25 protein-coding genes are annotated in these 26,017 nt (G+C 73.1%); 11 read left to right on the top strand and 14 right to left on the bottom strand.

Annotated features, from left to right (window positions below; all coding sequences use genetic code 11):
• Complete coding sequence (locus ACIQCJ_RS14085; protein WP_402711496.1) at nt 1–1,422, top strand: cytochrome P450; 1,422 nt, start codon at nt 1–3, stop codon at nt 1,420–1,422.
• A 69-nt stretch (nt 1,423–1,491) separates the two neighbouring features.
• Here ACIQCJ_RS14085 and ACIQCJ_RS14080 read toward each other — a convergent pair whose 3' ends face one another.
• Nucleotides 1,492–2,415 (bottom strand): SDR family NAD(P)-dependent oxidoreductase, encoded by a 924-nt coding sequence (locus ACIQCJ_RS14080; RefSeq protein ID WP_402711495.1) that lies wholly within the window; start codon nt 2,413–2,415, stop codon nt 1,492–1,494.
• A 229-nt stretch (nt 2,416–2,644) separates the two neighbouring features.
• Between ACIQCJ_RS14080 and ACIQCJ_RS14075 the strand changes: the two genes are divergently transcribed.
• The 6 genes from ACIQCJ_RS14075 to ACIQCJ_RS14050 all read left to right on the top strand — a co-directional run bounded on the left by ACIQCJ_RS14075 (nt 2,645) and on the right by ACIQCJ_RS14050 (nt 8,243).
• A complete protein-coding gene (locus tag ACIQCJ_RS14075; RefSeq protein ID WP_402711494.1) occupies nt 2,645–4,279 on the top strand; it encodes a class I adenylate-forming enzyme family protein in 1,635 nt (544 codons plus the stop codon).
• A gap of 3 nt (nt 4,280–4,282) precedes the next feature.
• A complete protein-coding gene (locus tag ACIQCJ_RS14070; protein ID WP_401308602.1) occupies nt 4,283–5,452 on the top strand; it encodes an acetyl-CoA acetyltransferase in 1,170 nt (389 codons plus the stop codon).
• Nucleotides 5,449–5,928, top strand: coding sequence for a Zn-ribbon domain-containing OB-fold protein (locus ACIQCJ_RS14065; protein ID WP_355342415.1), 480 nt, complete (start codon nt 5,449–5,451; stop codon nt 5,926–5,928). Before ACIQCJ_RS14070 ends, ACIQCJ_RS14065 begins: the two co-directional genes overlap by 4 nt.
• Before the next feature lie 160 nt (nt 5,929–6,088).
• Entirely contained in the window at nt 6,089–7,291 is a 1,203-nt protein-coding gene (locus ACIQCJ_RS14060) for an ABC transporter substrate-binding protein (RefSeq protein ID WP_355342412.1), read from the top strand.
• Entirely contained in the window at nt 7,288–7,812 is a 525-nt protein-coding gene (locus ACIQCJ_RS14055) for a nuclear transport factor 2 family protein (RefSeq protein WP_391046028.1), read from the top strand. Before ACIQCJ_RS14060 ends, ACIQCJ_RS14055 begins: the two co-directional genes overlap by 4 nt.
• Nucleotides 7,791–8,243: a MaoC family dehydratase gene (locus ACIQCJ_RS14050; RefSeq protein WP_402711493.1), complete on the top strand. Its 453-nt coding sequence runs from the start codon at nt 7,791–7,793 to the stop codon at nt 8,241–8,243. The genes ACIQCJ_RS14055 and ACIQCJ_RS14050 overlap by 22 nt, the downstream gene beginning before the upstream one ends.
• 222 nt (nt 8,244–8,465) lie before the next feature.
• On the opposite strand, the gene ACIQCJ_RS14045 is transcribed toward ACIQCJ_RS14050, so the two are convergent.
• From ACIQCJ_RS14045 to ACIQCJ_RS13990, 12 genes are all read right to left on the bottom strand, one after another.
• Nucleotides 8,466–8,663, bottom strand: a complete 198-nt coding sequence (locus tag ACIQCJ_RS14045) for a ferredoxin (RefSeq protein WP_188284234.1) — start codon at nt 8,661–8,663, stop codon at nt 8,466–8,468.
• Nucleotides 8,664–8,695: 32 nt separating this feature from the next.
• On the bottom strand, nt 8,696–9,928 hold the full coding sequence (locus ACIQCJ_RS14040) for a cytochrome P450 (protein WP_402711492.1): 1,233 nt from the start codon (nt 9,926–9,928) through the stop codon (nt 8,696–8,698).
• Nucleotides 9,929–10,342: 414 nt separating this feature from the next.
• On the bottom strand, nt 10,343–11,140 hold the full coding sequence (locus ACIQCJ_RS14035; protein WP_402711491.1) for a 4'-phosphopantetheinyl transferase family protein: 798 nt from the start codon (nt 11,138–11,140) through the stop codon (nt 10,343–10,345).
• Nucleotides 11,137–14,409, bottom strand: a complete 3,273-nt coding sequence (locus ACIQCJ_RS14030; protein WP_401718981.1) for a S41 family peptidase — start codon at nt 14,407–14,409, stop codon at nt 11,137–11,139. Before ACIQCJ_RS14030 ends, ACIQCJ_RS14035 begins: the two co-directional genes overlap by 4 nt.
• On the bottom strand, nt 14,406–14,990 hold the full coding sequence (locus tag ACIQCJ_RS14025) for a GNAT family N-acetyltransferase (protein WP_355342394.1): 585 nt from the start codon (nt 14,988–14,990) through the stop codon (nt 14,406–14,408). The genes ACIQCJ_RS14030 and ACIQCJ_RS14025 overlap by 4 nt, the downstream gene beginning before the upstream one ends.
• A 3-nt stretch (nt 14,991–14,993) precedes the next feature.
• A complete protein-coding gene (locus ACIQCJ_RS14020) occupies nt 14,994–15,431 on the bottom strand; it encodes a GNAT family protein (RefSeq protein WP_355342391.1) in 438 nt (145 codons plus the stop codon).
• Nucleotides 15,424–15,924: a hypothetical protein gene (locus tag ACIQCJ_RS14015; RefSeq protein ID WP_355342388.1), complete on the bottom strand. Its 501-nt coding sequence runs from the start codon at nt 15,922–15,924 to the stop codon at nt 15,424–15,426. Before ACIQCJ_RS14015 ends, ACIQCJ_RS14020 begins: the two co-directional genes overlap by 8 nt.
• Nucleotides 15,921–16,478, bottom strand: coding sequence for a hypothetical protein (locus tag ACIQCJ_RS14010; RefSeq protein WP_391163053.1), 558 nt, complete (start codon nt 16,476–16,478; stop codon nt 15,921–15,923). The genes ACIQCJ_RS14015 and ACIQCJ_RS14010 overlap by 4 nt, the downstream gene beginning before the upstream one ends.
• The gene (locus ACIQCJ_RS14005) at nt 16,475–17,611 is read right to left on the bottom strand and encodes an acyl-CoA dehydrogenase family protein (protein ID WP_355342382.1); all 1,137 of its coding nucleotides are present in this window, start codon (nt 17,609–17,611) and stop codon (nt 16,475–16,477) included. Before ACIQCJ_RS14005 ends, ACIQCJ_RS14010 begins: the two co-directional genes overlap by 4 nt.
• Entirely contained in the window at nt 17,608–18,231 is a 624-nt protein-coding gene (locus ACIQCJ_RS14000; protein WP_355342379.1) for an acyl-CoA dehydrogenase family protein, read from the bottom strand. Before ACIQCJ_RS14000 ends, ACIQCJ_RS14005 begins: the two co-directional genes overlap by 4 nt.
• A gap of 31 nt (nt 18,232–18,262) precedes the next feature.
• Complete coding sequence (locus tag ACIQCJ_RS13995) at nt 18,263–18,529, bottom strand: phosphopantetheine-binding protein (RefSeq protein WP_188284224.1); 267 nt, start codon at nt 18,527–18,529, stop codon at nt 18,263–18,265.
• 165 nt (nt 18,530–18,694) lie between these two features.
• A complete protein-coding gene (locus ACIQCJ_RS13990; protein WP_355342376.1) occupies nt 18,695–18,880 on the bottom strand; it encodes a hypothetical protein in 186 nt (61 codons plus the stop codon).
• 280 nt (nt 18,881–19,160) lie between these two features.
• On the opposite strand from ACIQCJ_RS13990, the gene ACIQCJ_RS13985 reads away from it, so the two are divergent.
• The gene (locus ACIQCJ_RS13985) at nt 19,161–21,017 is read left to right on the top strand and encodes a condensation domain-containing protein (protein WP_402711490.1); all 1,857 of its coding nucleotides are present in this window, start codon (nt 19,161–19,163) and stop codon (nt 21,015–21,017) included.
• Between the two features lie 273 nt (nt 21,018–21,290).
• Here the strand turns inward: ACIQCJ_RS13985 and ACIQCJ_RS13980 are convergent, their stop codons facing one another.
• On the bottom strand, nt 21,291–22,370 hold the full coding sequence (locus ACIQCJ_RS13980; RefSeq protein ID WP_355341381.1) for a hypothetical protein: 1,080 nt from the start codon (nt 22,368–22,370) through the stop codon (nt 21,291–21,293).
• Between the two features lie 350 nt (nt 22,371–22,720).
• Here ACIQCJ_RS13980 and ACIQCJ_RS13975 point away from each other — a divergent pair, with 350 nt between their 5' ends.
• Genes ACIQCJ_RS13975 through ACIQCJ_RS13965 form a run of 3 tightly spaced genes read left to right on the top strand, consistent with a single transcriptional unit; the run spans nt 22,721 to nt 25,990 of the window.
• Complete coding sequence (locus ACIQCJ_RS13975) at nt 22,721–22,999, top strand: phosphopantetheine-binding protein (RefSeq protein ID WP_355341384.1); 279 nt, start codon at nt 22,721–22,723, stop codon at nt 22,997–22,999.
• Entirely contained in the window at nt 22,992–24,722 is a 1,731-nt protein-coding gene (locus ACIQCJ_RS13970) for an acyl-CoA ligase (AMP-forming), exosortase A system-associated (protein ID WP_402711489.1), read from the top strand. Before ACIQCJ_RS13975 ends, ACIQCJ_RS13970 begins: the two co-directional genes overlap by 8 nt.
• Entirely contained in the window at nt 24,719–25,990 is a 1,272-nt protein-coding gene (locus ACIQCJ_RS13965; protein WP_355341390.1) for a pyridoxal-dependent decarboxylase, exosortase A system-associated, read from the top strand. The genes ACIQCJ_RS13970 and ACIQCJ_RS13965 overlap by 4 nt, the downstream gene beginning before the upstream one ends.
• The last annotated feature ends 27 nt before the right edge of the window (nt 25,991–26,017 follow it).

The raw sequence follows: 26,017 nt of genomic DNA, 5'->3' as shown, positions 1-26,017 counted from the left end.
ATGGAGAGCCTGAAGGAAGCACGCGACCAAGACCCGTATCCCTTCTTCGCCGACCGACTCGCCCGCGGTCCCGTCCACTGGGACGAGGGCATGAACGCCTGGATCGTCGTCGGCTACGAGGAGTGCCGGTACATCCAGCTCAACGAGGATCTCTTCGCCCACCCGTACTTCGAACTCAAGGGCGCGGCGGACGTCTACGGGGGACCCAAGGGAGTGCTGCTCCTCCAGGGCGAGCAGCACCACCGCGTCCACAACTTCCTCCTCCAGCACTTCACGCCGACGACGGTCCGCAAGTACCGCACCGCCTTCATCGCGGAGCTGGTGAGCGCCCGGCTCGACGCGATCGAGGGGCGCACCCATGTCGACCTCGCCGCCGAGTTCGCCTCGGTGGTGCCCAGCGACGTCATCGCCGCGCTGCTCGGACTCGACTGGCGCGACGAGGAGTTGATGGCCAAGTGCCGTCGCTGGAACTCCACGATGTTCCGCTGGACCGAGACCTTCGGCGAGGACGAGGAGGCGTACGCGGAGGCGGCCGCCGCGGCCTCCGCCCTCAACGAGGTGCTGCTCCCGGTCATCAGGGCGCGCCGGGACGAGCCGCGCGACGACCTGATCTCGGTGCTGTGGGAGCAGGGGCAGGGCGTGCTGGAGCAGTGGGGCGAGGAGGAGATCCTGGCGCAGGCGCGGGTGCTGTTCTTCGCCGGTACCGACACCACCGCGCACTTCCTGAAGAACGCCATCCACACGCTGCTGAACCACCCCGAGTTGCAGGACCGCATCCGCGGGGACGAGCGGCAGATCGTGGCCTTCGGCGAGGAGGTGCTGCGCTACCTGGCGCCCGTGCAGTTCCGGGTGCGCGTGGCGACCCGTGACGTGGAGGTGGCGGGACGGCTGATCGCCAAGGGCGACCGGGTGCACCCGGTCAACGGGGCCGCGAACCGGGACCCCCGGCAGTTCCACCACCCCGAGACCGTCGACCTGGACCGCGGCAATCTCAAGACGCATGTCGCGTTCAACGTCGGCCCGCGCTACTGCGTCGGCGCCGCCCTCTCGCGCGGCGAGGAGGTCGAGGTGATCTCGCAGTTGCTCGACCGCTACGGGACGCTGCGCTGGGACCGCGACGCGGAACCGGCGCGCTACCGCGGCTACATGCCGCGCTCGTTCAGCCCGCTCAACGCCGTGGTGGCCCCGGCCGAAGAGGCCGCCCCGGCCACTGCCACCGCCACCGCCACCGCCACCGTCAGCGCGGACGCGGACGCCTGCGTGGGCGCGGGGAACTGCGTCCTGGTGGCGCCCTCGGTCTTCGGCCTGGACGACGACGGGGCCGTGGCCGTGCTGCGGGAGCGGATCGGCGCCGCCGACCGCGCCGCGGCGGACGCGGCGGCGGCCGGGTGTCCGGCGGCGGCGATCATCGTGGAGGACTGACGACGCGGACAGCGAAAAGGTGGCCGGGCCCCGAGGGCCCGGCCACCGTCGTACGCGGCTGACGTACGGTCAGATCGCGGCCACGCGGCCCGATCGCGCGGAAGCCTCGGCGAAGTCCACGACGGTCGTGTCCCGGACCGAGCCGAGACGGTCCCGCCGGGCGATGATGTCGTCCAGCCGCAGCGCCGTGCTCCCGGTGATCTCGTCGGCGGGCGTCCACTCCCGCATGCGGGACACCGTCGGGCCGTGGACGACGAAGACCTGGCCGGTGATCCCCCGCGAGTGCGCGCAGCCGAGGAAGGCCGTGAGCGCGGCGACGCTCTCGGGGTCCCACTCGTCGGCCGCGCCCTCGGCGGGCGCCATGCCCTCGACGACGCCTTCGGTCATGCCGGTCCGGGCGCGCGGGCAGATGGAGTTGGCGCGTACGCCGTAGCGTGCCAGCTCGCGCGCCGCGACCTGGGTGAGGGCGACGATGCCCGCCTTGGCGGCCGAGTAGTTGACCTGCCCGAAATTGCCGTAGAGCCCGGCCTCCGAGGACGTGGTCACCACGGCGGCGTCGACCGGCTCGCCGGACGCCTGGTGCAGCGCCTTCCAGTGGGCGGCGGCGAAGTGCAGGGGACCGGCGTGGCCCTTGAGGTGGACGGCCATCACCGCGTCCCACTCGGCCTCGGAGATGTTGACGATGGTGCGGTCCCGGATGATGCCCGCGTTGCAGACGAGGAAGTCGAGCTTTCCCCGGACGCCGGCCGCCTGGGCGATCAGCCGCTCCGCGCCGTCCCAGGTGGAGATGTCGTCCCCGTTGGCCTCGGCGCTGCCCCCGGCCGCGCTGATCTCCTCGACGGCCTCGTCGGCGGCCGGCCGGCCCTCCGGTGTACGGCCCACGTCGTTGACCACCACATGCGCGCCCGCCCGTGCGAGCGCCCGCGCCTCGGCGCGCCCGATGCCCTGGCCGGCCCCCGTGACGACGGCGACCTTCCCCTTCAGCTCGTCCATTTCTCGCCCTTCTCCTCCGTGCTCGTGCGGCTCGGTCCGCGAGATGTGCCCCCGGGTGATCAGCGTGAACAGCGTGATCAGGAGGCACTGAAACACATTTGCTTAGCCAGGTAAAGAGATTGACGCGATCCATTGCGCTCGGTTTAAGACGATGTTACACATGGCTAACCACTTCCCGTGAACGGCCTCCGCTTCGCCGTCCGCACAGTTCGCGACGAGAGGAAAGAGCATGGCCGCTGCTCCCGCGCCGACGACGAGGACCGACCGCGAGGCGTACTACCGCGAGCACGGATACTGGACCTCCGAGCGCCTCGGATGGTGGGTGTTCGACGTCGCCGAGCGCACCCCGGACCGCGAATTCCTGGTGATCGGCGATCTTCGGCTGACGTACGGCGAATTCGCCGCGTGGGCCGATGTGCTCGCCGCGCACTTGGTCGAGGCGGGAGTCGTACGCGGCGACCGCGTCATGATCCAGCTGCCGAATCTGGCGGAGGCGCTGCTTGGCCAGGTCGCCGCCTTCCGGATCGGCGCGGTCAACGTCCCGGTCGTGCCGATCTACCGCGAGCACGAGATGGCGCACATCGTCAACGACTGCAAGCCGCGCGCGGTGATCTCGATCGCGGAGAACCGCGGCAGGCGCCCCGCCGAGGAGCTGGACGGCATCCTGGAGGGCGCGACCTGGGGACCGGTCGCCCGCTTCTGCGTGGACCTGGAGGAGCCGCGGCCCGGCTGGCGCGCCTTCCCCGGCCGGGACGACCGGCGGCCCGCCGTCTCGCTCCCCGACCCGCTCGAACCCGACCGGTGCTGCCTGATGCTCTACACCTCGGGGACGACCTCCGCGCCCAAGGGCGTCGAGCTGACGGGCCAGGGATTCGTGTCCAACGCGCGCAGCATCCGGCACACCATGTCGCTGAGCGCCAAGGACGTCTTCTTCTGCGCCTCGCCCCTGTCCCACCTGGCCGGTTTCAACGCCGGGGTCGTCTGGCCCGCGTCCATGGGCGCCAAGATCGTCGTGATGCCGGTCTGGAACGGCGCGGAGGCGGCCCGGATCATCGAACGCGAACGGTGCACCTTCACCACCGCAGCCTCGGTGTTCCTCCACGACCTGGTCGCGGCCCACCGCGAGGGCATCGGCGCCGGCCACCCGATCTCGGTGTTCATGTCCGGCGGCGCGGCGACCGTACCCGACCTGATCCGGGAGGCGGGCGAGGTCGGGATCACCGCGCTGCGCGGCTACGGCATGACGGAGACCGGCGGGGGAGTCTCCTGGGTCGCCCCCACCGAACCGCTCGACATCAGGGCCGAGTACGACGGCGCCGTCGTCCCCGGCAGCGAGATCCAGGCCGTCGACGCCGAGCGCCGGCCGCTCCCGCCCGGCGCGGAGGGCGAACTGCGGATCAGGGGTCCGCAGGCCCTCATCGGCTACACCGACCCGGCCCTCACCCGCGAACAGCTCGACGAGGAGGGCTGGTTCTACACCGGCGACCTCGGCCGGGTCGACACGCGCGGTCTGGTCCGCATCACCGGCCGTACCAAGGACATCATCAACCGCGCGGGCGAGAAGTTCTCCGCCCGCGACATCGAGGAACTCATCCAGCGGCACCCGGCCGTCGACATGGCGGCCGTGGTCGGACTGCCCGACCCGCGGCTCGGCGAGGTCGTCGGCGCCTTCGTCACCCTGGCCTCGGGCCAGAAGTGGCCGGGCGACGCCGAGATGACGGCGTACCTGGACCGGGCCAAGCTCGCCAAGCAGAAGATCCCCACCTCGTGGCAGGTGCTCCCCGAGCTGCCCAGAACCGCCTCGGGCAAGATCCAGAAACACGAACTGCGCCACACGAACTCCACGACGAACAGGAGGAGTTGAGCCGTGACCCGCCCCGACCGCACCCCGGTCATCGCCGCCGTCGGACTGTCCGACGGTCCCAAGGCGCCCCATCTCGACGCGCTCGGCCACCAGGCCCAGGCGATGCAACGCGCGCTGGCCGACTCCGGCCTGCGCAAGGACGACATCGACGGCTTCGGCTGCGCCGAGGCGTGGATCCCCGGCGTCCCCGGCGTCGACCTCCCCGAGACCGCGGAGTACCTGGGCCTCGACCCGCGGTGGATCGAGGGCACGTACACCGGAGGATCGGCCTACGAGTTCCAGATCCAGCACGCCGAGGCCGCGATCCGGTCCGGCATGGCGGACACGATCCTCCTCACCTACGGCAGCGACCTGCTGACCCGGATGGGCCGGAGCCTCGGCACGGCGTACGGCCGCAGGCCCGTCGGCGGCGCGGCGTACGAGGAGCCGTACGGCAAGACGACGGTCGCCGCGTACGCGATGGCCGCCCGGCGCCATATGTACGAGTACGGCACCACGCCGGAACAGCTCGCCAGCGTCGCCGTCGCGGTCCGCGAACACGCGGCCCACAATCCGCAGGCCATATACCGCAAGCCGCTGACCGTGGACGACGTCCTCGGCTCCCGGATGATCGCCGACCCGCTGCACCTGTTCGACTGCTGCGCGATCACCGACGGCGGCGGCGCCGTCATCGTCACCACCGAGGAGCGCGCCCGCGACCTCAGGCAGCCGTACGTCTCGATCCTGGGCACGGCCGCCCGCCAGAACCACTGGAACATCTCGCAGGCGCCGGACGTGACCACCACGGCGGGCGCCCGCTCCGGCCCCGACGCCTTCGCGCGCGCCGGACTGACCCCGGCCGACGTGGACATGGCCATGCTCTACGACAGCTTCACCATCACGGTCATCCTGCTGCTGGAGAGCCTGGGCTTCTGCGAGCCGGGCGAGGGCGGCCCCTTCGCCGAGGAGGGCAACCTCCGGCTCGGCGGGAAGCTGCCCGTCAACACCGACGGCGGCGGCCTGTCCGCCTGCCATCCGGGACTGCGCGGGATCTTCCTGCTGATCGAGGCGGTCAGACAACTGCGCGGCCAGGCCGGTGAGGTGCAGGTGCCGGACTGCGAGGTGGCGCTCGCGGCCGGCTCCGGCGGCTGGTTCTCCACGATCGGCGTCACCATCCTCGGGAAAGGCAGATGAGGCAGATGGCAACCGAGAACATCCGCGGCCCACAGGGGACCCTCGACGTCATCGACGTGGCCGACACCTGGGCGAAGCCGGTCCCCGAACTCGACCCGGTCAGCGCCACCTACTTCCGCGCCGCACAGGAAGGCACGCTGCTGATCCAGCGCTGCCCGTCCTGTCACGCCACGCAGCACTACCCGCGGCTGATCTGCCGCGTCTGTGCGGCGACGCCCGAGTGGGAGGCGGCGAGCGGGCGGGGCACCGTCTACACCTACACCGTCGTCCGGCAGGCGGGCATGCCCGGATTCGACGAGGACGCGCCGTACGTGATCGCGCTGGTCGACCTCGACGAGGGGCCGCGCATGATGGGGAACATCACCGACTGCCCCGTGGACGAGGTCCGCGTCGGCCAGCGCGTCCAGGCGTATCAGTTGCGGATCGCCGACGGGATCGGCCTGCCCCAGTGGCGGCCCGAGGCCACCTCCGGCTGAGACCGCGCCACGCGACCGAGGCCGGGTCCGGCCGAGGCCGCACCCTACCGAGAGCACCTCCGGCTGAGCCCGCTCGCGGCTGAGCCCGCCCACCCTCCCCGTGACGCGCGTACGCGCCGTCGCCGGCGATCCATCATTTCACTTCGTTAAGGAGCCTGTTGTGCACAGATCCCTCTTCGGCGTCGGCGTCCTGGCGCTCGCCGCCACGATGTCGCTCGCCGCCTGCGGCTCCAACGGCGGGGGCAGCACCTCCGGCGGTGGCGGCGGCAAGACCCTGGTCATCGGCTTCGCCGCCCCGCTCACCAGCGGCAACGCGGCAGTGGCCGAGCAGATGGTCAACACGGCCAAACTGGCCGTGAAGACGATCAACGCGGACGGCGGCGCGGGCGGCCGGAAGCTCTCCCTCAAGGTCTACGACGACAAGCTCACCGCCGACGAGTCGGCCAAGGTCGCCCAGCGGGCCATCACGGTCGACAAGGCCGGGGTCATGATGGGCGGCTACACCAGCATCGAGGGACTGGCGATCCGCAAGATCGTCGAGCCGCGCAAGATCGTCTTCATCAACTCCTCGACGATCTCACCCGCCCTGATGGACGGCGCGAAGTACACCTTCCGCACCACCGTCGACCAGAGCGACTACCCGGTCCAGATGATCGACCTGCTCAAGTCGCTCGGCTACAAGCACCCGGTGGTGACCGCGGACGACGGCCCGACCGGATCGACGCTGTGGAAGCCGATCGTCGACCAGGCGAAGCAGGCGGGCATGGACCCGGGCGACACCGTGCACTACACGCTGGGCGCGACCGACCTGACCTCGGCCGTGACCAAGCTGAAGGGCGAGCACCCGGACGCCGTCGTCCACATCGGCTCCGCGGCGGCCGACGCGGGACTCATGCTCAAGACGATGGCGGAGGCCGGGGTCAACGTGCCCGTCGTCGGCTTCGGCTCGCTCATCGCGCCGGACGCCCTGAAGATCGGCGGCGACGCGTACACCAAGCTCCCGGCGATCTACACGCTGGCCAACCAGCAGCCGTCCAAGCCGGAGTACCAGGACTTCGTCAAGGCGTACGCCACCGAGTACGGCGGCAGCGCGGACGCGCTCGCGCTGGGCCTGGCGGAGCAGGCGGGCGCCACCTGGGACGCCTTCACCGTCCTGAAGAAGGGGCTCGACGCCACCAACGGCGACACCGACGGGGACAAGCTCGCCAAGGCGATCGACGCGATCACGCCCTTCGCGGGCGCCGCGGGCAAGGACGGCTCGCTGATCAACTTCGGTGACGGGCGCGACGGATTCAGCAAGTCGCTCGTGGCCTTCCAGTTCGTCGGCGGCAAGCCCAAGGAACTGGCGAAGCAGCCCTCGTGACCCGGCGCGACCCGGTCGACGCGCCGGGCCCCACACCCCGGGGCCCGGCGCTCGACGCCCAGGACGTCCGGCGGATCACCGCCCTGCTCACCGCGTACTGCGACAGCGTGGACACCGGTGACTTCGCGCGCTTCGCCCGCCTCTTCCGCGACGGCACCTGGCTGGGAATGCCCGGCGCCGACGTCGAGGACTGGATGCGGGAGAACGTCCTCACCTACGACGGCGCCACGCACACCCGGCACCGCGTGCACGACATCAGCCTGGCACCCGGCGGTTCGCGGGACGAGGCGTACGGGACCTGCGGCATCGAGGTCACCCAGCGGTTCCCCGGTGAGCGGGCCCTGCTCGTCACCCGCAACACCTACGCCGACCGGTTCCGCCGCGTGGACGGCCGGTGGCGGTTCGACTCCCGGACGATCACGCGGCGGCAGCCCGGCGACGACTCCCGGCACCGGCGCCGGGGGAGCGGCCGGGACGACAACCAGAAGGGACGAGGCACGTGCGGATCTTCGACGGCCTGACGGATCTGGCCGACTCCGGAGGCGAGGACCTGGGGGCCAGCGACTGGATCGCGGTCGACCAGAAGCGCATCGACGCCTTCGCCGACGTGACCGGGGACCACCAGTGGATCCACGTCGACCCGGACCGCGCGGCCTCCGGCCCCTTCGGGCGGACGGTCGCCCACGGCTACCTGACCCTGTCGCTGCTCGCCGAACTCACCACCCGGCTCTACCGCGTCGACAACGTCTCCTTCGCGGTCAACTACGGCCTGGACCGAGTCCGGTTCGTCACGCCCGTGCTCGAAGGCTCCCGCATCCGCGCCACGGCGCGGCTCGCGGAGGCCGCACGCCTGGACGCGGCCGTCCAGGTGAGGCTGGAGAGCACCATCGAGATCGAAGGGTCACGGCGCCCGGCCGCGGTCGTCACCTCACTCGCCCGCTACATCGCCTGAGCCGGGCAGCGTACGAGGCGCGGCGGACCGGGACAGGACATCGCGATGGACCTGCGCGTCGCGCCGCACCGGCTGTGCCCCTTCTGCGACCGGCGGCGGGAACTGCCGGGCGGCCGGTGATCCGGGGGCGCTCTCTGCGGAGCGCCCCCGGATCACCGCGGCTCTACGGCTGTACGGCTCTACGGCTGTACGGCTCTACGGCTGTACGGCTTCGGCTACGGCCTACGGCTCGACCGTCTCGATCGCCTGCGCCGGGCAGCCCACTTCGGCCTCGCGGACGTCGTCCCACGTCGCCTCGGGCGGCTCGTCGGCCAGCAGCCGCACGATGCCGTCCTCGTCGCGCTGGTCGAAGACGCCCGGCGCGGTCAGGACGCACATGCCGGAGCCGCAGCACTTGTCGGTGTCGACGTGGACACGCATGAGGCGTTCCTTTCGTTGCGGAGCGGCGGGGGTCACCAGGCGAGCGGGAGCGCGTGCAGCCCGTAGACGGCCATCTCGTGGCGGAAGCGCAGCTCTTCGAAGGGGACGGCCAGGCGCAGGCCGGGGAACCTCTGGAGTACGGCGGGCAGCGCGACGCGCAGTTCGAGGCGGGCGAGCGGCTGGCCGAGGCACTGGTGGACGCCGAAGCCGAAGGCCAGGTGACGGCGGGCGCCGGGGCGGCCGAGGTCGAGCAGGCCGCCCTCGGGGAAGGCGTCCTCGTCCCGGTTGGCGGCGCCGATCATGCACAGGACGCCCTCGCCCGCCCGTATCCGCGTGCCGCTGACCTCCACGTCCTCGACGGCGACCCGGCCGATCCCGTTGTGGACCACCGTCATGTAGCGCAGCAGCTCCTCGACGGCGGTGTCGAGGGCGGAGCCGTCGCCGTCCTCGTCGAGCCGGGCCGCCTCGTGCAGCCGCGCGGCCTGGGCGGGCTCGCGCAGCAGGGCGAGGACCGACAGGGAGGTCATGTTGGCGGTGGTCTCGTGCCCGGCCACCAGCAGCAGCCGGCCCATCGACGCGATCTCGTCGTCGTCCAGGACGTCCTGCTCGGCGAGGCGGCTGATGATGCTGTCGTCCGGCGCGGCCCGCTTGGCGCGCGCCAACCCGGCGAGATAGGCGCCCAGTTCGTCCTGCGCCGCGGCGACCTCCCGCGGCGGCGCGTCGGTGCGCAGCATCGTGCTGCTGCACTGCTGGAAGAAGGCGTGGTCGGCGTAGGGGACGCCCAGCAGCAGGCAGATGACCATGGAGGGCAGCGGCAGCGCGAAGTCGGCGACCAGGTCCGCGGTGCGGTCGGCGCGGGCGGCCATCCGGTCCAGCAGGTCGTCGGTGACCTGGCGTACGGCCGGTCGCATCTCGGCGACCTTGCGGATCATGAAGTCGGCGGTGAGCATGCGGCGCAGCCGGGCGTGGTCCGGGTCGTCCATCCGGATGAAGGTCGGCCGGTCGGTGGCGAGCGTCCGCAGGCCCGCCGAGAGGAACGGGAAGCCGGGCCGCCTCGCGTCCGAGCTGAAGCTCCGGTCCCGCAGGACGGAGCGGATGTCCCCGTGCCGGGTCACCATCCAGCACGACGTGCCGTCCCACAGCCGGACGCGGCTCAACCCCTCCTCGCCTCGGGCCTGTTCATACGCGGGCGGTGGGGCGAAGGGGCACGTCCCTCGGGCGGCGGGGGCGGTGACGGCAACGGGCGGGTGCGCGGCGGTGGCCATGACGGACACTCCTGTCTTGCCGGTGCGGAAGGTGCCAGAGCGGTGCCAGAGGCAGCAGAGGTCAGTGCCTGTAGCACTAAGTGCCGTAGGCAACTAACTTGGTGTCGAGGCTAGTTCGCTCTCCGCACTCGCCGGTAGGGCGGATTCGGGCCGTTTCACGCCGATGCGACCCGGTGGTCACGCCTTCGGTGACGGGACGTCACGCCCCGAACGGGGCGCCCGCTTGAGGTCGGCGCCGCGGCCCCGACCGGCGACGCCGCGCCGTGCCGTCGCGCACCCGCGCGCGTCGCGCCGACCGCCGCCCGGCGCCGTCCGAAACGCATCGGTACGCGGTCGGGTGCGGCCATTCGGTGTGGCTGCCGTCCGTGGTCGCCGTGCGTAGGCGCCGGGCGTAGGCGCCGTGCGTGGCCGCCGTCACTCCGGGAGCGTGCGCCGCCGGACGTGGGTCACCAGAACCGTCGTGGCCAGGGCCGCGCGATGGGCGGGCGGGGCCGCGAGGGGGGTGAGGTGGAGCGGGGCGCGGGGCCAGTCCCGCACGGTCGGCGCCGTGGCCAGCGCAGTGCTGACGTCGATCGCCGCGGGAGGAGCCGACAGGCCGTGGCCGGTCAGCTTCATCGCCGCCTCCTTGCGCACCCAGGCGTCGAGGAACGCCTCCGGGCGCGCGCCGGGCGGGAGTTGGTCGTACGCGGCGCGCTCGGCGGGGGTCAGGGTGAGCGCCGCGAGGCCGTCCGCGTCACGGTTCGCGTCGAGTTGGTCGAGATCCGCGCCGATCAGGCCGCTGCCGACGACCGCGATCAGCAGCCACTCGCGGGTGTGCGAGACGGAGAAGTCGAAGGCGGCGTCCGCCACTCGGGGGCGGCCGTGCCGGGGCGCGCCGCACAGTGCGCAACCCCGCTCGACGGCCACCTCGGCCGGTGGCACGCCCAAGTAGCGTCCTACGACGAGCCGTTGGGCCGCCCGCGAGGTCAGCAGCGTATCGGCCGCCGCGCCCCCACCGAGCACCTGCCACCGCTCCCGCTCCTCGGCGCCGAGCAGACCGGCCCACGCCGCGCGCCGCCGCACCGGCACCAGCCACACCTCGCAGGTCCCGGCGACGGGCGGGGCGAGGGCCCCTCCGGCCGCGACCGGCCCGGCCGCAAAGGGGCTCGTCGCCAGAGGCGTGGGGACGAGCGGTCCGGCCGCGGCCCGCCCCGCCACCTCCGGCCGGCTCATCCGCCGCTCCGTCCCGTCGCGGCGCCGACGGCCCCGGCGTCGACCGCCCCGGCGTCGGCCGGTGCGAGGTCCATGCCGGACCCGTCCGTCGACGCCGGTGCCGGCAGCACCGTCAGCAGATGCGTCACCGCCGTCGCCAACTGCGCGTCCAGGCCGGGCTGCGGCCCCGCAGGGACCACGGCGACCGTGATGTCCGGCTCGACCCCGCGGTTCTCCAGCCCCGCCCCGACCCCGCGGAAGTAGTAGCAGAATTCGGGCTGGGTGGTCACCGTGCCGTCGACCAGCCCGTGCCGCGGCCAGGTGGCGATCGTGCCGCCCCACGTCCGCGTGCCCACCAGCGTGCCCAGGCCGCGCTCGCGGAACATATGGCCGAAGATCTCGCCGTCGGAGCCGGTCTGTTCGTTGATCAGCGCCGCCATCGGACCGCGCGGCGACTCCAGCGGATACGGCACCGCGCCGCTCCACCGGCCGTGCTCGGTACCCGTGCGGCTGCGCGCGAGCCGGTCGAGGAGCAGCGGAGAGACATGGCCGCCGCCGTTGAACCGCACGTCGACCACCAGCCCCTCCCGGTCCAGACCGCCGAGGAACTGCCGTACGAAGTCCGCGTATCCGGTCCTGAACATGTCCGGCACGTGCAGATACGCGAGCCTGCCGTCGGAGACGGTGTCCACGTACGCGCTGTTGCGGGCCACCCAGTCCAGGTAGCGGGCGCGCGCCTCGCTGCGGGCCGCGCGGACCACCACCCGGCGCGGGACGGCGCCGCCGCGCAGCACGGTCAGTTCGACCTCGCGGCCCGCGAGACCGGTGAGCAGTTCCGCCGGGCCGCCCGGCCCCACGAGGTGCCCGTCGACCGCGGCGATCTCGTCGCCCGGCCGGATGTCGACGCCCGGCCGGTCGCAGGGCGACGTGGCGTCGGGGTTCCACGGGTCGCCGCGCAGCACGTGCGCGATCCGCCACCGGCCCTCGGCCTGCGGCGCGGGCTCCCAGTCCACACCGAGGAAACCCTGCGCCTCACCGCTCGGCGCGCCGTAGTCGCCGCCGCGCTCGTACGCGTGCGAGGTCGCCAGCTCGCCGTGCAACTCCCAGACCAGGTCCGAGAGTTCGGCGCGGGTCGCGACCCGGTCGAGCAGCGGCAGATAGCACCGGTGCACCGCGTCCCAGTCGATCCCCGACATGTCGGCGTTCCAGAAGCTCTCGCGCTGGAGCCGCCACGCCTCCCGGAACATCTGCCGCCACTCCGCGGCAGGGACGAACGGGATCTTGACCCGGTCCAGGTCGACCCAGCCGGTGGGCCGCCCCGGCGGGGCGATGGGCGAGTCGAAGTCCTCCACGGCCTCCTTGGGTGCGCCCGCGGGCACCACGCGCAGCCGGTGGTTGTGCCGGTAGAGCAGCGCCGTGCCGGTGCGGTCGGTGCTGATCTCGTCGACCGGCCCGAGATAGTCCTCGGTCACGTCGCCGGTCGCCAGGTCCACCAGGGTGACGCTGCCCTCCTGTTGCTGCTGCGGGTCGTCCGGCTCGGGCGCGCTGAGCGGTACCGACAGCAGCAGCACGCAGTCGGGCAGACCCAGCACCGCCGCGTACCGGCCCTCGGGGACCGGCAGCGGGACCAGGCGCCGTTCGATACCGGTGAAGTCGATGGCGACCGGCCCTTCCGGATCGCCCTCGTCGTACCCGTCGGGGGAGTACGCGCCGCCCGCCGACTGCTGCGGCGGAGCGAACGGCGGCTGCCGGTCGGCGGTCAGCGGCACCGCGTACGGCCGGGCGCCGAAGGGGAAGCCGATCTCGAACTGGACCTGGTCGTGCTCGGGCGTCAGGTCGCGCTGTCCGACGAAGTACAGATAGCGGCCCGCCGGGTCGAAGGACGGCAGCGCGTCCCGCAGCACCGGTCGGGTGATCCGCGAGGTGCGTCCGGTGTCCACCTCGGCGACCTTGATGGCCGTGCTCCTGGGCGTGTCCGGATAGGTGTAGGCGAGCCAGCGGCCGTCGGGCGACCAGGCCAGATCCTCGATCCGCTCATGGGCGCTGGTGTCGAGCAGCCGCGGCTCCAGCTTCGGCCGGTCGGTGTCGACGCTCCACAGCTCCTGCCGGTTGGTGGCGAAGGCGACCTGCCCGGTGGCGGGCGAGGCGGCCAGCGCGGTGACATAGCCCAGGTCGGCCAGCGGCACGCCGAGCAGCTCCGCGCCGCCCTCCGCGGGCAGCAGCACCAGCCGCTCACCGGGCCCCGAGTCGCCCGCGACCGCGACCAGCCGCTCGCCGTCGGCGAGCCAGTTCAGCAGCCGGTAGCGGACACCGTCCGGGCGCCCGTGCCGCCGTACCGGACCCGACCAGGGCGCGAGCGTGAACGCCTTGCCGCGGGCGGTGACCGCGAGGGTCTGCCCGTCGGGGCCGATCCGCGCGCCGTCCAGGAAACCGGTGGCCGACACGATACGGCGCTGGTGCTGGACGCCCGAGGGGCCCAGCTCCACCCGCAGCCGCCGGGTGCCGCCGCGCGCCGGGTCCAGCACGTGCAGGACCGCGCCGCTGTGGTAGACCAGCCGGCGGCCGTCGCTGGACAGACCGCGCGCGTAGTACTCGTCGTGGTCGGTGTGCCGGGTCAGACCCGTGCCGTCGGAGTGGCAGGAGTAGACGTTGCCGGTGCCCTCGTGGTCGCTGATGAAGTAGATCCGGTTGCCGACCCAGCAGGGGTCCGCCGGATTGCCCGCGGGCAGCGCGAGCCGCCGGTACGCGCCGGATCCGTCGTCGTCCACCCAGAGTTCACCGGCCGCGCCGCCGCGGTAGCGCTTGCGGCGCGCCGGGTCGGCGATGCTCCGGCCGATCACCGAACCGCCGCCGGGCCCGTACGATACGGACGCGGCGGGGCCCGCCTCGACCAGCCGCGGCGGGCCGCCGTCGGGGTGCACGGCGAACAGCCGGAAGCCGAAGCCCTCGGGCTGGCCCGCGGTGCTCGCGTACAGGATCTCGCCGGTCAGCGGGTGCCAGCCGGTGACCGTGCACCGGCCCGCCTGGTGGGTCAGCCGGCGGACGGGACCGCCGGAGACCGAGGTCAGGCAGACCTCGGTGAGGCCGTCGGGGGAGCCGGTGAAGGCGACCTGGCGGCCGTCGGGCGAGAGCCGGGGGCCCGCGCACGCGGTCGTGCCCGCGGTGAGCCGCCGCGCGGTGCCGCCTTCGGCGGACACCGTCCACAGGTCGTCCTCGCACACGAAGACCACGGTGTCGCCCACGATCGTCGCGTGGTGCAGATAGCCGCCTTCCGCGGCGCGGGCGCTCATGACGGCTGGGACGACGTGGAGCGGATACGGGCGGCGATCGCACGGCGCCGGTCGGCGACCTGCTCGCGCCGGCGGTGCACGTCCTGCTCGCTCTCGGTCCAGTAGCAGGCGGTGCGCCACTCGCCGACGGTGTAGGAGTCGTACGCGCAGCGCACCCGGCGCTGCTCGGTGAGTTCACCGGACGACACCAGCATCGTGTTGTGCTCCAGGACCTGGTTGACGACCACCCGCATGTTCAACTCCGCGCGGATGTACGCGTGCGCGGCGGTCACGGCGGTCGCGCCGTACGGGCCCCGGCACTCCGGCAGCACGCCGAAGGACAGCTCACAGGTCTGGCCGGGCCAGTCGATCGAGGTGATCCAGGCGAAGCCGACGGTCGCGCCGCGGGAGTCGCACATGGTGAACATCCGCTTGACGTCGTGCTCACGCGTGAGGGTGCGGCGCTGGTTGGCGGTGAGGGCGTCGTCGTCGCTGACGACCGCGAAGTCGGTGAGATTCGCCTGGAAGCGCGACTCGCGCAACAGGGCGGTACGCGTGGGGATGTCGTCCTCGGTGAAATGCCGGACGGTCACGAACGGCATGGGTCAGCCCTCCTCGGTGGCGCAGTAGACCAGCACGTCGTGGTAGCCGCCGGTGTGGAAGACATGGCCGGGCAGCCGGCCGGCGCCGGTGAAGCCGCAGGCTTCGAGCGCGGGCACGGCCGGTGAGCCGTCGGGGACCTCGGCGACATACGACGTGCACCGGCGGTAGGTGCGCAGGAAGGCGAGCAGGGCGGCCAGCGGCTCCGGGTCGGCGGACGTGGTCGCGACCCAACCCTGGCGCGGCTGCGCGGGGTTGGGCACGTATCCCAGCAGCACGTCCCCGGCCTGGAGCACCTGCGCTCCGGTACGGGCCAGCTCGCGGGCGAGCAGCGGGCCGTTCTGGGTGACCGGGTCGAGGCCGAGGAAGCCGCGGGCGGCCTGCGGCGCGGCGCTCAGCCGCGCGGCGGCCTCGGCGGTGCCGAGCAGGGTCAGGTCAGCCATGGCGGGTCGCTCCCCAGATCTGTCGGGCCACCGGGCGGCCGTCCAGCCACAGCGCCCGCGGGATGTCGGCCTCCGGGCTCAGCCCCGCGTCACGCAGCAGGGCGTCGCGCGGGAGCCCGTCGGGCAGCGGCACGGCCGGGGTGACCCAGCCGAAGACCCGGCTCAGGCCGAGCACCCGGAAGGCGTGGTCGAGGGCGGCCTTCAGCAGCGGCTCCGCGCTGGTCTCCGCGCCGGAGCGCAGACCGATCTCCAGCCGCGCCCTGCGGTGCACCCAGTCCAGGGCGGCGAGCCGGACGAAGCCGGTGCCGGGCACGACGCACAACTCGTCGTCCTGGCCCGGCGCTCCGTCCTCGCCGGGACCTTCCGGCGCCGGCACCCGGGCCGGTTCCGCCAGGACGGGCCTGCCGGGCACGGACAGGCCGAGCAGCTCGCCCGGCAGCCAGTGGCCGGTGAGCAGGGGCAGGTCGGCGCCCCGGTATCCGCGCAGCATCATGACGTGGGCTCCCAGATCCGGGAGAGGAAGACGGAACCGCGGCGGTGTCCGTCGTGGACGACGTGTCCGGTCAGGACGCCTTCCTCGGTGAAGCCCGCCAGGCGGGCGGCGGTCAGGCCCCGGTCGTCGAACTCGTGCACGACGACGGCCAGTCGGACCACCTCGCGCTGCCAGCGCAGCGCCCGGACCAGCTCGCGGTACGCCGACGCCCAGGCGTCCGTGCGCAGCCGTGAGGTCAGCCGCAGGTGCAGCACGTAGTGGCAGGCGTGCTCGGCGCCCATCGCCTCCAGGGCGTACAGGCCCACGGGCCGTCCGTCGGCGCTCAGCAGCCGGGTGTCCTCGTCCAGCAGCGCGAGGATCTCCCACTGCGGGCGGGTGGCGGGGCGGGCGGTGCGGAAGTAGAAGTCGGACTCGGTGAAGAGGTCGAGTACGGCGTCGTGGTCGGCCTCCGTGACCGGCCGGGCGGACCACGCGAAGGACGCGGGCGCGGGAGCTGTCGCGGGGGCGGGGACGGACGCCGTGGCCGGGCGCGCCGTCAGGTCCGTGGCGGTCATGTCCGTCCCTTCCGCGCAGCCAGGTCGTGGGTGATGTGCAGCCGCTGGATGTTGCTGGTGCCCTCCATGAACTCGAAGGCGAGCACGTCCCGGCTCCACTTCTCCAGCAGCGGGTGCTCGATCAGCGCGCCGGGGCCGAGCGCCCGGGCCGCCCAGTGCGTGGTGCGCACCGCCAGATCGGTGGTGTGCAGCTTCGCCATGGACGGCGGCCGTACGACGTCGGGCTGGAGGTCGACGGCCGCCGCGGACTCGTACAGCAGCGCCGTGGCCGCGTCGAGCCGGGCGGAGACCACCTCGTGCCCCGACCAGCCGGGACGCTGCTCGGTCACGTAGTCGCGGGTGCCGAGAGCGGTGCCCAGGGCCAGCGCGGCGATCTGGAGCCGCATCGCGTTGAAGGTCCTGCTGATCCCCCACAGACCGCGCCGGGAGGCGGGCAGGTGGGCGCCGAGCAGCATCTCGCGCGGCACGGGCACCTCGTCGAGGTCCAGCCGGCAGATCCGCGCGCCGCGCAGACCGATCATGTCCAGCGGCTCGCCGTGGAAGCCGGGCGCGGGCTGCCGGATCAGCGCGCCGCGGATGGAGAGCGGGCTGCGGCCGGTCCTGGCGAAGACCACGCCGATCGCGCCCCGGGAGGCGTTGCCGACATAGCGCTTGGAGCCGGAGAGCAGGTAACCGTCGGCGGGGTCGCCCGCCGCGTCGAACCTGCTCTCCATCGCCGTGGCGTCGGTGCCGTGCTCCGGTTCCGTCATGCCGAAGAAGGTCCAGGCGCGACCGTCGGCGATGGTGTCGTAGAACAGTTCGCGCTGTGCCTCGTTGCCCAGGGTGTCGACAGCGACGCCGGCCAGGGAGGGACCGGTGTTGGCGCTGAGCACCCCCGCGTCGCCGCGCGCCAGTTCGACGCTGGCGACCACGCGGGACAGGCAGGTGTCGGAGTAGCCGCCGTCGTCCACGGCGGAGCCGGTGCGGTAGTCCTTGGGGGTGGAGGCGGACCTGACCAGCGCCATGACGGGCAGGTCGAGGTGGGCCGTGCCGGCCGGGTCGGCGTCGACGGCCAGGGCGTGGGCGCGCAGTTCCCGGCCCGCTTCCCGGCACTGTTCGCGCAGCTCCCGCAGCGGGGTGTCGAGGGGGATCATGGCTGTACGTCCTCCCGGTCGGTCCAGCAGTCCGCCGCGAGCCGGCCGACGTACGCGGCGCGCACCGGTCCGTCGGCGAGGTAACCGGAGGCCCCGAAGAGCTTGGCGGTGTCCCAGTCGAGCGCGGTGATCCGGTCGTGCGCGTCGGCCACGGCCGCGGGGACGCGGTGGGCGACGAGCAGGAGTTGGCGTACGGCGTCGAGTGCGGTCATGACGTCGGCGACGGTGCCGAGCACGAGTTGTTTGCGGATCAGGGGCTCGCCGCCGCCCACCCGTCCGGACAGGTGGGCGACCGCGTCGTCGAGGAGCCTGCGGGACACGCCCACCCGTACCGCGCCGAGCAGCGCGGCGAATACGGTGCGGCGGTCGTCGGGCCCGTCGTACGAGGCCGGTGCGGCGGATTCTGCGGGCCGGTGGGGCCACGCCACGAAGGCGACGCCCTCCATTTCCGCGAGGCGGTGCGGCACGACCTCGGCGCCCGTGGGCACCCGGCCCGCCGGGAAAGCGGCGACGCGTCCCGCGGGAGCGCCGACCTCCACCGTGCGCAGCGCCAGCTCCAGGCCGGGCGTGAACCCGCCGTCATGGGCCGCCGCTTCACACGCCACGAGCGTGTCCCTCATCGAATCCTCCGTTGGGCCGTGCCGTGTTCGGCTAACCGGCGACCCGCGTGAGGTCCAGCCGGATTTTGATGTAGTCGGCAAAGGAGCCTGCGGACTGGAATACCTCGGGTTCGAGAGTGTCGGGGTCGACTTCGAGGCCGATGGTGTCCTCAAGGCTCATGAGGAGTTCGACAAAACGCATGGAGTCGATCTCCAGGTCTTCGAGAATCCTGGTATCCGCGCTGAATTCGGGGAGCGGCCGGTCCAGGATCACGGAGAGGGAATGCTGAAGGTGCTCGATAATCTCGGCGTGTTCCACCGGACTTTCCCCTTCCCTGGGAGAAGTGGGCCCGAGCGGTCGGCCGTCCGGCCCTGGGGGAGGGCTGCCCGCCGGCAGGGCGCCGGCCGCCTGATGGCGGACGCGGCGCCTTGCCGGCGACGGACGTCACACGGCCGTGAGCTCAGACATGTTGCAGGTCCGAGATCAGGCGGCCTTGGACGCGGCCTTCACCGCGGCCTTGACGGCCGCCTTCGACGCGGCCTTGCTCGCAGCCTTGCTGGCCGCCTTGGACGCGGCCTTGGTCGCCGACTTGTCAGCGGCCTTGACGGCAGCCTTGCTGGCGGCCTTGGACGCGGCCTTGACGGCGGCCTTCACGGCGGTCTTGGACAAAGGAACCACACCTTCCATGTAAGGAAATTCGGGACCCGAGTGGGCCCCGGATGCCGGATCTGGTTTCTCCGACACCATGAGATTCCCGGACGGCGCAACTCCCGTCAACCCTTGCCGGGTTGCACCGGGTCGAATCCCGATGGCAGCTTTTTGCCGTCAACAAGCGGCCACCGTGAAACGCTGCCGTTATTCCCGTTCGGGCCCGATGCTGGGAGGTGATTCACGGGCCCGCGCGAATGCGGCCGGGCCGGTCCCACTCACGGTTTGGAAGGAGGGCGGGATGCCCGAGGTGAGAAGCGCGGACCTCTGCTGGGGGCAGCGGTACCACTGGCTGAGGTACCAGCAGGTGCCCGCGGGCGCTCGTCACGACGCGCACATCGTCACCAACTACCCGCTGCCGCAGGGACTCTCCCTGACGGGCCTGCGGTCCGCGCTGGCCTATCTGGTGCGCAGGCACGAGGGGCTGCGCACGGTCTTCGACGCACACGCCAGGCCGGGCCCGAGACAGCGGGTCGAGCCGCCGGGGCCGATGCCGCTGCTGGTGGCCGCCACCGAGCAGGACGGCACGCCGGGACCCGCGGCGGTCATCGCCGAGATGTCCACCACCGAGTTCGACCCGGAACGCGAGTGGCCGATCAGGGCCTGCGCGGTCACCACGGGCGGAGTGCCGCGCACGCTGGCGCTCGTCCTCAACCACACGGCCTTCGACGACTGGAGCATGCAGCTCTTCCAGCGCGACTTCGAGGCACTGCTCGGCACGCTCGCCACCGGCCGCCGGGCGCAGTTGGGGCCGGTCGCGTACCAGCCCGCCGACCTCGCCGCCATCGAGGCGCGGCCGTCGCCGGAGCGGGCGCAGATGCTGCGCTATTGGCGGCGGGCGGTGCCCGAGCTGCCCGCCGACATGTTCGTACGGCGCCGTGAGCCGGCCGTGCCCGACGGCGTCGCCGCCTTCGGGGCGACGCTCACCTCGCCCGCGCTGCTCCCCGCCGTCCGCAAGATCGCCGCCCGGCTGCGGGTGTGGCCCTCCGCGGTGCACCTGGCGGCGTACGCGGTGGCCATGGCCACGTACACCGGCGAGCGGACGGTCACCCACCGCTGGCTGACCAGCCACCGCCAGGACGGACCCCGGATGTCCGTGCTGACGTGCATGTTCTCGCCGGCGCTCGTCTCGGTCGACCTCGGCGGCGACCCCGGATTCGCCGAGGTGGTCGCGCGGGTCGCCGCCGCGCTGGAGACGGCGCAGGAGCACGCGTACGCGCCGTACGACGAGATCGTGGAGCTGGTCGCCCAGGACGCCTTCCGGCGCGGCGCGCCGATCAGGACCTCCTCCGAGGTCAACTTCCTCAACCACGGGACCAAGAGCTGCGGCACCCGAAAGGAACGCCTCCTGCGGACACCGGAGCCGACCGCGTGGGCGCTGTCCGAGACCGACACCTATCTGCGGGTCGGGGAGTGGGACGACGGGGTCACCGTCGGCCTCAACGCGCGGGCGGACGTGATGGACGCGGCGGCCGTCGAGCACTTCCTGCGCGGGTACGGGCGGCTGCTGGAGGCGCACCGCGACGCGGCCGTCGACCTGCGGCTCGACGAGGCCGCCGCGCTCTTCGACTTCACCGCCCCCGCCCCGCGCCGCCTGGCCCGGCTCGGACCCGACGCGGTGGACCTGGACGCGACCGAGCGCGTGCTGCTGGCGCATCCGGCGGTACGGTCCGCGCGGGTGTCCGTGGAAGACGGCCGGCTGCTCGCCGAGGTCACCACGGAACGGCCCCTGGACGAGCGGGAGTTGCGGCTGCACTGCCTGGACACCGGCTCCGCGCTGCCCGGTGCGCGCCGCCCCGACCTCTTCCGGGTGACGGCCGGGGAGGGTGCCCGCGCGGCGCGTACGGAAGCGGTGGCCGCGGACGCGCTGGCCGCCGTCGTCGCCGAGGTCAACGGACTGGCCGCCGTGGACCTCGACGCCTCCTACACGGTGGCGGGCGGCCGGATGCTGCGCGCGCCGCGGGTCCTGACCGAGCTGCGCGCCCGCGGCTGGGAGGGCGCCGATCTGACACAGCTCGGCGGCACCCGGCCCCTGTCGGGCCTGGCCCACGGACTGACCCCGGTCCAGGAGCCGACCCCGGAGTTGACCCCGGCCTGACACCCTTCCGCCCGGCCGCTGTCGACCGCGCCGCCCTCGCCACGGACCACCCGCGGCGAGGGCGGCGCGGCCATGCCGGGACCGTACCGCCGTACCGCTCGCGGCCATGTCGGGACCGCTCCGCCGTACCGCCGTTCCGCGCGCCGCCGTACCGCGCCCGTGACATCCGGGACCGGCCCGCGCACGCCGCCCCCGCAACCCACGGCGGCGGCCGACCCCGGTGGGGGTCGGCCGCCGCCGTGCGGGTCGGGGACGGGTGTGCGGGGGGCGGGTTCAGGCGGCCTCCTCCAGGGACAGGCGCTGGGCGATCTGGACGCCGGCCTGGAAGCGGCTGACCGAGCCCAGGCTGCGCAGCAGGGCCGCGATGTGGCGGCGGCAGGTGCGGACCGACATGTCCAGGCGGCGGGCCACGACCTCGTCGGTGAGGCCCTGGGCCATCAGCCGGGCGATGGAGCGCTGGAGGTCGTCGTTGATGTCCTCCGCGTAGCCCGCCTCCTCCATCGCGAAGGGCGCGGCGCCGTCCCACAGCAGGTCGAACATGTCGACCATGCACCGGATCATCGTCTCGTCGCGGACCTGCCGCGCGGTGGGCGGTCCGCCCGCCTCGCCCGCGGTGACCACCACGGCCAGCGCGCGGTCGAAGACCACCGCCGTCTGCGGCACGGAGCGGATGGTGCGGATCGACGCGCCGCGTTCCGTCAGCTTCTTGGCGCGGGCGCGGGAGGCGAAGTCGGCGCGGTCGCGGTGCGGCGAGAGCACCCGTACGTCGATCTCCGTGCCGAGCGTGTCGTAGCAGGCGTCGAAGAGGTCGTCCGGGGCGATCCGCGCGTCGTGACCGGGGCGCAGGACGATCGCCTCCGTGGCGCAGTCACCGGCCGCAAGCCGCAGCAGGCCGCGGATCTCGGCCTCGCCCTCGACGGTGTCGATGACGCCGAGCGGCCCTTCCGCGCCGCCCGGACCGCCCGCGATGGAGTCGATCCTGGCGCGCAACCGGTCGGCCAGCTCGCGCTGTTGGAGGATGGCCCGCTCGATCGGCGAGGTGAGCTGGGTCGCCGCGGAGTGCGGGTCCACCGGTACGAGACCGGTGCCGGTCGTCTCGTCGGTGCGCAGCAGCCGCAGTTCCACCAGCCGTGCGGCGGCGGCGAACACCTCCCCCGCGGACAGGCCGAGTTCGAGCGCCACCAGGTCGATCGAGCCGGGGGTGACGGCGCCGCTGCGGGTCGCGTACTGGTAGACCGCGACGAGATCGCCGCTGTCGTGGCCGCCGGCCGGGTGCCGGTCGTATCCCGCGGGACGCGGGTGTTCCGGCGGGCGGTCCGGTGTCGGCGCGAGGTCGGATATCCCCGTGAGCATGGAGGGTGCCTCCCCTTCGTGGATCAATGCGGTGCCGCGGCGGGTCAGGTTCCGTTCGTGCTCCGCCCATGGTGCGTCGGGCCGCCATCACGCCGCCCTCGTTCCGCTCACCGCCCCCTGATACCGGCTCCCGGCGCGCTATCGATCCGCTATCGGCCCACTGTCCGGGGACCGCCGCCGGGGGCCGCGCCATCGCCCCGGGAACCCGCGTCACCTCGTCCGAGGGGCCGGGCGAGAGCGCTGCGATGGCGGTTCGAGAGCGGCCGGCGGTCAAGTGACATCTGTGCGCGGGTGGGTCCCGCGCCCCGGACGAAGACGAAGACCGGACGAAGACAAGGGGACCGATCACCATGGCCGAGACGACGCGGGAGATACCGCGCACCTTTCAGGACGTCCTGCTGCCCCGCCTGCCGTACGCGGAGGGCGACGAGCTGACGGCGGACGCCGATCTGGCCGCGCTGGGGCTGGACTCGATGGGCGTCGTGCAGCTTCTCGCGGACCTGGAGGACCACTTCGGGGTGGAGCTGGACGACGAGCTGCTGACCGAGGAGACCTTCGCCACGGTCGGCTCGCTGTGGGCGACCGTCGCCGACTTCGTCACGCCGGAACTCGCGGCCGGCCATGAGTGAGCCGACGGTGAGCGCGTCGGCGGTGAGCGAACCGACGACGGGCCGGACGACAGCACACGGCACGGCGACGAACGGCACGGCGAACGGCACGGCGACAAGTGCGCCGTCCACGAACGGCACGGCGCCCCACGGGGCGGCGGTGGCCGCCCGCCGGGTCGCCGCGCCGCTGACCCGCCTGGACCGGCTGATCGCGCGCGGCGCGACCCACCGACCGGCGCTGACCTTCAAGGACCGCACCGTCAGCTACGGCGAACTCGCCGAGCAGGTCGCCGAAGTCGCCTACGGCCTGCACCGGTTGGGCGTGCGGCGCGGCGACCGCGTCGCGGTCTACGCGGAAAAGCGCGTCGAGACCGTCGTGTCGATGCTCGCGGTCTCCGCGGCCGGGGCCGTCTTCGTCCCGGTCAACCCGCTCTTCAAGGGCCGCCACCTGGCCGGTATCACCACCGACTGCGCGGTCACCGCGCTGGTCACCACCGCCGAGCGGCTGGAGACCGTACGCGCGGCGCTGCCGCCGGACACCACCGTCCGCCACCTGGTGCTGATCGGCGACACCGGCACCGTACTCCCGGCCGACGACCGCTGGACCGCGGTGCCGTGGGAGCGGCTGCGCGAGCACGGGCCGCTGCCGGTGCCCGGCGCCGACGCCGTCGTGGACGGCGACGTCGCGGCCGTCTTCTACACCTCGGGCAGCACCGGCGGCCCCAAGGGCGTGGTGCTCTCGCACCGCAATCTGCTCGCCGGGGCCGAGAGCGTCGCCTCCTACCTCGGGCACACCGAGGACGACGTGGTGCTGGCCGCGCTGCCGTTCAGCTTCGACGCCGGTTTCAGCCAGCTCACCACCACCCTGATCGCCGGGGCCCACCTGGTGCTCACCAACTACCTGCTGCCGCGCGAGGTGGTACGGCTCTGCGCCCGCCACGGCGTCACCGCGCTCACCTGCGTACCACCGCTGTGGCTGCAACTGGCCGCCCAGCAGTGGCCGCGGGAGGCGACCGCGCGGCTGCGGTACTTCGCCAACACCGGCGGCCGGATGCCCCGCGCCACCCTGGGCCGGCTCCGCGAGATCTTCCCGCAGGCCCGGCCGTATCTGATGTACGGGCTCACGGAGGCGTTCCGCTCCACCTACCTCGACCCGGACGAGACCGACCGCCGTCCCGACTCGATCGGCAAGGCCATCCCCAACGCCGAGATCCTGGTGCTCCGCCCCGACGGCACCCCGTGCGTGCCCGGCGAGCACGGCGAACTGGTGCACCGCGGCGCGCTGGTGGCCCTCGGCTACTGGAACGACCCCGAGCGCACCGCCGAACGCTTCCGCCCGGTGCCGGGCGCCGTCCCGTACGGCGGCACCGAGTTGGCGGTCTGGTCGGGCGACACCGTCTACAGCGACGAGGCCGGTTTTCTGTACTTCGTCGGCCGCACCGACGACATGATCAAGTCGTCGGGCTACCGGATCAGCCCCACCGAGATCGAGGAGGCCGTGTACGCCAGCGGCCTGGTCACCGAGGCGGTCGCGCTCGGCGTCGGCGACGAACGGCTCGGCCAGCACGTGGTCCTGGTCGTCGCGGGCGCCTGCGACACCGCCCGGCTGCACCAGGCGCTCGCCCGCGAGCTGCCGCCGTACATGCTGCCGCGCCGCACGGTCGTCCTGGACGAACTGCCGCGTTCGGTGAACGGGAAATTCGACCGGGTCGAGCTGCGCAGGACCGTGGAGGGCAACCGATGAGCGGCGCGGCACCGGGTCAGGGCGCGGAGGGCGCCGACGCTTTCGGCGGCTTCGGCCGGCACGGCCGGTTCACCGTCGTGGACGGCGAGTTGGCCGTCGGCGGGGTGCCCGCGGGGCGGCTGGCCGAACGCGTCGGCTCCACCCCCTTCTTCGCCTACGACCGTTCCCTGCTCAGCCGCCGCGTCGCGGAACTGCGGGCGGCGCTGCCCGACGGCGTGGAGCTGAACTACGCCGTCAAGGCCAATCCGATGCCCGCGCTGCTGCACCACATGAGCACGCTGGTCGACGGCCTCGACGTGGCGTCGGCCGGTGAGATGCTCACCGCGCTCGACACCACCGTCCCGGCCGAGCGGATCGGCTTCGCCGGACCCGGCAAGACCTCGATCGAGATCCGGCAGGCCGTCGCCGCGGGCGTCATCGTGGAACTGGAGTCGGCCACGGAACTGGCCCGGGTCCGGCTCGCGGGCGAACAGCTCGGCATCACCGCCCGCGTCGCCCTGCGCGTCAACCCGCCCTTCGCGGTGCGCGGTTCGGGCATGCGGCTGGGCGGCGGACCGCAGCAGTTCGGGGTGGACGCCGAACAGGCGCCGGAACTGCTCGCCGGGATCGGCGCGGCCGGGCTGGACTTCCAGGGCTTCCACGTCTTCGCCGGATCGCAGAACCTCGACGCCGAGAGCATCTGCGCCGCCCAGCGCGGCACCGTGGAACTGGTCACGGAACTGGCCGAGCACGCGCCGGGACCGGTGCGCTACCTCAACCTCGGCGGCGGCTTCGGCATCCCCTACGCCGCCCGTGACCGCGCCCTGGACCTGGGGCCGATCGGCGAGAACCTCGCCAAGCTCCTCGACACCGTCATCCGCCCCGCGCTCCCGCAGGCGCGCACCGTCATCGAACTCGGCCGCTATCTGGTCGGCGAGGCCGGTGTCTATCTGACCAGGGTCGTGGACCGCAAGATCTCCCGCGGCACCACCTTCCTCGTGGTGGACGGCGGTCTGCACCACCAGCTCGCGGCCACCGGCAATCTGGGCCGCGCGATCCGGCGCAACTACCCCATCGCGGTGGTGGGTTCCGCCGTCGCCCCGGCCACCGAGACGGTCGACGTGGTCGGCTGCCTCTGCACCCCGCTCGACCTGCTCGGCAAGGACGTGTCACTGCCCCACGCGGAGATCGGCGACCTCATCGCGGTGTTCCAGGCGGGCGCCTACGGCCTGACGGCCAGTCCGGTCGGCTTCCTCGGCCATCCGGCACCGCACGAAGTCCTGATCTGAACCCACCCGCCGCGGCGGCACCGGGCC

Origin of the sequence: Streptomyces sp. NPDC093221, assembly GCF_044753885.1 — a bacterium.
Taxonomy (GTDB): Bacteria; Actinomycetota; Actinomycetes; order Streptomycetales; family Streptomycetaceae; genus Actinacidiphila.
This window is presented reverse-complemented; position numbering and strand designations above follow the sequence as displayed.